General features: G+C 58.4%; 2 protein-coding genes. Both read left to right on the top strand.

The window, feature by feature from the left end:
* Positions 1-708 precede the first annotated feature (708 nt).
* A complete protein-coding gene (locus Q8N04_14085) occupies positions 709-2,784 on the top strand; it encodes a hypothetical protein (GenBank protein ID MDP3091806.1) in 2,076 nt (691 codons plus the stop codon).
* A gap of 103 nt (positions 2,785-2,887) precedes the next feature.
* Positions 2,888-4,897, top strand: a complete 2,010-nt coding sequence (locus tag Q8N04_14080) for a hypothetical protein (protein ID MDP3091805.1) — start codon at positions 2,888-2,890, stop codon at positions 4,895-4,897.
* Positions 4,898-5,312 lie beyond the last annotated feature (415 nt).

The following is a 5,312-nucleotide window of genomic DNA, read 5'->3' as shown; positions in this document are numbered from 1 at the left end:
CGGATCTCGACGCCTTCGTGCTGAAGATGAAGGAGCGGGCCGTGTCGTTCGTCGTGGAAGCGTTTGACACGCCGGTCTGCCGCATGGCGGTGATCGAGGATCCGGACGGCAATCACATCACGATCCACAAGCGGCATGCATAGGACTAGGGGGTCATCCTAGTTTCCTTGAGCAGACCCTCGTATTATATCGTGACTCACCGTTCGTTAAACCACATCGATAGGCCTGAGACATGCGCAGATTTCATCGCTCCGTTTCCTGTGTAAGTGGACGATATGGCGCTGGCTTCACTATTCCAGCCCCCTATCCAGCAGCAACTCGCTCGGAGTGGCGCCGGCTTGCGGGATGAACCTTTTCCACACTCCACAGCGACCGAGACTTCCCACATTACAGAATCGCATCGTCGACTCGTGGCATGGCGCCTCATGTATGCGGACCATGCTAGACAGTTTACCGAGGATGGCTGACGCTTCGTGCGCCAGCGGCAACTGTCCGGTTGTCGCAAAAGGCTTCAACTCATCAACCACCGTCTACCTACGATTCATCACTTAGATGCTGAGAACGATATGATTTTTTGATGTTCGGTCCCAACGACGGCATGCCCCCTCAATCCGGCACGCAGGTTGCTGTAGGACTACTGTATGAACTCATGAGCTTCGGCTGGGATGCTCGACATGCCATGGGCACTATTCAACCAGGAGGGCATCCATGACCATCTTCCAAACTTGTCGCCATCATTTCACTACGCTTCTCGTCTGTTGCCTATTCACTCTCGCCGCCTGCGGCGGGGGTGGTGGAGATGGAGATGTTGCTCCCGCAGCTCCTGCCACTCTCACGATCAGCGGAACGGCCGTCTCCTCCAACAACGGATCGCTGGCCAAGCTCTTTCCACGACAGGGGGTATTTCAGTGGTTCGCGTCGCTGTTCGTGAGCGACAGTTTTGCCCAAGCCGTCGGCCTCGGTCCTGTCCGTAACGCGCGTGTTGTGGTTTTCAAGATCAACGACAACGGTACGGTCCAGACCAGCGCGGGCAATCTAACGGGCATCATTGCGGAATCGACGACGGACGCAAACGGCTTTTATCGCGTGACCCTACCCGCCTCATTCAACCCGGCGAGCGACCTGATTGTACAGGTATCGAACGCGGCAGCCGGGACCGCACCAGCGTCCATCCCCTCGCTGAACGTTATCAATGCGCCGGCTTCTCAAAGTATTGCCGCAATCGACCAGGCCTTTGGCCGTGTGATCAACGTCTATCTAACTCCGGGGACCGAGGTCGCCACCCGTGAGATGATCGCCAGAGTGCAAGCGACGAGCGGCACCCTGGCCAATTTCACCACCCAGGAAACCACCGCCTTTACGGGACTGCTGGCGAGTTCTTCCCTGAGCATCACTGCCGCCACGCTCCCTCAGACCCTGGCTGACATCAAGACGCAATTGCAGCCGGTCATTACGGAAGCGCTCAATCTCATCGCGCCTCCTGGAACCGTGAACCAATCGACACTCACAGGAAGTTACGCGGTGGCACGGTTTTTTGCAGGGCTCGATATCGCAAACTCCCGCACGGGACGCTACCTCCACGCCGGAACCGCAATGCTTGACGGCGCGGCGGGAACTTTCACCCTGCCCTTTGCCGAGGAAGGGTCCTTCTTGGGTGAAATGTGCGGCGTCGGAGGTGACCTCTGTCAGCGGACCTTCGTGACCTCGCTCACTCTCAACCGCACAGACACCATGACCGGCAGCTTTTTGTATCTGCCGTCGACGAACCAAGTCGTCTTCACCGACTCATCCGGCGACGTCCTGACGGGCTCCACAAACCCCGATGGCACGGTGGTCTTGCTCCCCTTCATGGACGGAAGACGCGGCATCGGCATGGGCTTCGGTCTCGCCATCAAGAAAGGGAGCAACCTGACTACAGCAGACATCTTGGGCACCTACAACTTTGCCGAGTTCGGTTCTGAGGTAAGTCCCACCGGCTCTTCTACCGGCTCATGGCAATCCCCGATCAACAGCTATACCGGGACGGGGGCCGTGTCCTTTGTAGCTCCCAGCATTGTCAATGTAGCGGGAGCGGAGTCCACCATGACGCAGACGATCAATTGCACAATCGGAGGCCCGCAAGGCTGTACGATTTCCGGAACGCTTGGGAATCTCCCGGAACCCATCACTCTCAACGGAACATTCAGCGTGGCATCGGATGGATCTTTCACGATTACCAACCCCGGGCCGCCAGTCGAGACTACGAGAGGCACGCTCGGAGGCGACAAGAATCTCGCGCTGATTCCATTTCTAGACGTCGCGGGCGGTGCGGTGGCTGTCTCGGTGAAACAAAGCACTGGTTTGACCAACGCCGGTCTCAACGGTCTCTATAGCCTGCTCATGTTCCGTGACACCCACGACACTCTCGGGCACCTCACTACCACGCTCTATACGGGAACGGTGACCTTCAACGGGAGTGGCGGCCACACAGTGGCAGTCCAAAGCACCTTCGCGGATCTAGCCGATGACTGCATTGGAGGAGCCTGTGGCTATCACGTCAATTCGAACATAGGAAGCACACCGACCCCCTTCAACGCGTCTGGAAGCTACAGCGTGACCACCGGCACAAACGCGGTGTCGATCACAGTCCCAGGCCTCGGCACGTTCAGTGGGTTCGCGATGCCCGGTATTGCCGCGCCATCGAGCGCCTCGTTCCTCTACACCACAGAGACGTTTGACAGTCAGCCTCGTCCGGGTGGCGGGAATCATAGCGGCCGGACGATTGCGTTGCTTGTGAAACGATAAGTGCCGATGCAAACAATACCTGGGTGCCTCCGCATCGCCGGAGGACCCCAGGACATAAGAAAGGTGAAAAAGATTGGGACGATCTGAAAGGAGGATCATCGTCATGAAGAGCGAAAAACAGTCTGTGTCACTAGTGGCCACGTCATTGTTGGTTCTCACTCTCGCCGCCTGCGGCGGCAGCGGTGGCGGAGACGGAGGGGGCGGGACGGGGCCGGCCAATACGGGGCTTCTGGTGCAAGGAACCACGTGGGCACCCAACGGTTCCTTCGCCAAGGCCACGCCAGAGAGTTTCTTTCAGAAGTGGTTTGCTTGGCTGTCGGCCGGCGACGTGTATGCTCAGGCCGCTCGTCAACCATTGGCCAACGCCAGGGTCATCGTGTTTCGAATCAACAAGGACGGATCGATCCAGACGTCTGCGGGGAATCCAACCGGTGTCATTGCGGAATCAACAACGGACGGCGGCGGGCGGTACAGTTTCTTCCTTCCCGTGGGAGTCGGGTTCTCCACTGATGTGATCATTCAAGCATCCGACACGCCGGCTGGAGCTGCACCGACTCCGATCGGCAATCCGCGCAGCATGAATGCGCCGGTGACCGAACCTGCCGTCAACATCAATCCATACACAGAAGCCGGCCTGCGTGAGATGCTGGCTCATGCCCAGCCGCTTATCGGGTCGCTTCCGAGTCTATACGCCAATCAGGAGACTTCCAGCTTTTTATCTTCTCTCGAAGCGATGGCCAGCGCCACAGGAGTGACCCTTCAGGACACCATCAACAACGTCCGCACGGCGAATGCCCCATTGATCGCCGCCGGCCTGAACCTCCTGGATGAACCGGGAGAGGTCGATCAGTCGACGATTGCGGGAAACTATGCGATGGCCGGTTACTTCGTCGAAGCCGACAATGCTGGAGTGATCAAACGATTCACGCACGGGGGTACGGCGACGTTTGACGCGGCGACGGGGCGGTTTGAGACCACCCTGCAGGTGCAGGGCGGCCAAACAGCGGAGTCCTGCAGCGCCGCCTGCAGCCGCGCATTCGCCCGGAGCCCTTATGCCACTGGCCCATTCAGCATCGGCGGGTCCTATCTGTACTATCCGACGAGGCACGAACTGTTTCTGAAGTCGGACAGCGCGCAGGTTGAGATCGTGAAGGTCGGCACCACCGAGAATGTGATGATGTTTCCCCAGGGCTTTGTCGCACCAATCGGCGGTATTCCTAATGGCTTCACCGTCGCAGTCAGGAAAGGGAGCGGCGTGACTCCAAGCGATCTTGGACCAGGCGCCAATCTCTTCAGCTTGGAAACCAGCTTGAACCCCAGCGCCCCACCTGCCACCGGTACCTGGGGAGGACCGCTTGAAGCCTTGACCGCTAACGGCTCGCTCACATTTACCCCTCCCACCGTGACGCTGACCGGCACCGGCGATAGCATGAACCAAAGCGTCTCCTGTACTCCCACCGCGACAGGCTGCACTATCACGGCGAACGTCATGCAATCGATCGATAATCTCGGCGTGCCGAATCTCCCCTTTACCGTCACCTCAGACGGCACATTCACGATTACCTCCGGCCCGGACTCCATCCAGGGTACGGTGGATCGCTCCAAATCCCTCATCATGTTTCCCGGAAATAACGCTGACGGCGCGGCAATCACGTTTGCGAGCAAGCAGGTTGGCAATCTGACCGCAGCCAGTCTAAACGGCACCTACTTCGCCATTATTACGCGGGAAATCATGGATCAGGGCGGCCGGATCAGGACCGTCCAACACGGCGGCACGGTCACCATGAGCAATGGAACTTTCAGCTTTGCGGACGCAGGCCAGCTAACTGGAGGACCTTCCCTGGTCGAACGGCGGGAAACCTGTCCTTCAACCGCGACGTGCGCGATTCAGATTGCCGCTTCGGGGAACATTCCAGCGACCTTTTCGGGCACCTACACGGTGGAGCCCGGCGCGAGGCTGCGGCTGACGTTTGCGACCGAATTCGGAGAGTACATCGGGGCTGCGGCGCCTGATACCTCATTCATTCATGGCATTACTAGTAGGAACGGCGTCTTCGTTCCAGGCCAAACCACCTTCAGCGAACGGTCGATGATCGTCATGCTCAAGCAGTAAAACGGATAGTGCGACGAGGGTGAGTGTGCTATTCGACACTCGCTCTCGATTGCGATTGGGATCCTGAACTGGGGAATCAGGTCCCTACGCCTTTTCGAAGACATGCCCCTTACACGCTTCCACCACCTGGCTCTTGGTTGCGCAGAGCTTCAGAATGATGACGACAGCCAGAACGTAGAGCTTGGTGATACATGAGCAAGAGCAGCAGCCCCACTCGCCCAATACGGCAACGGTTAGGAGCGTACCCCGTGATCACATCCATCGCCTTCACCGCCTATCCGGTCTCGAACATGGAACGGGCGCGGGCCTTCTACGAACATGTGCTTGGGCTTCACAAGAGCTATGACTATCAAGACATCTGGGTGGAATATGACCTTGCAGGTTCGACCTTCGCCATCACGACGACGGAGATGGG

The sequence above is a fragment of the Nitrospira sp. genome (assembly GCA_030692565.1).
Classification (GTDB): domain Bacteria; phylum Nitrospirota; class Nitrospiria; order Nitrospirales; family Nitrospiraceae; genus Nitrospira_D.
Note: the sequence above shows the minus strand (reverse complement) of the source record. Positions and strands in the feature narration are given on the sequence as shown.

Coding starts and splice junctions, on each gene's coding strand:
- Q8N04_14085 (MDP3091806.1), top strand. CDS start 709: ATGACCATCTTCCAAACTTGTCGCCATCATTTCACTACGCTTCTCGTC.
- Q8N04_14080 (MDP3091805.1), top strand. CDS start 2,888: ATGAAGAGCGAAAAACAGTCTGTGTCACTAGTGGCCACGTCATTGTTG.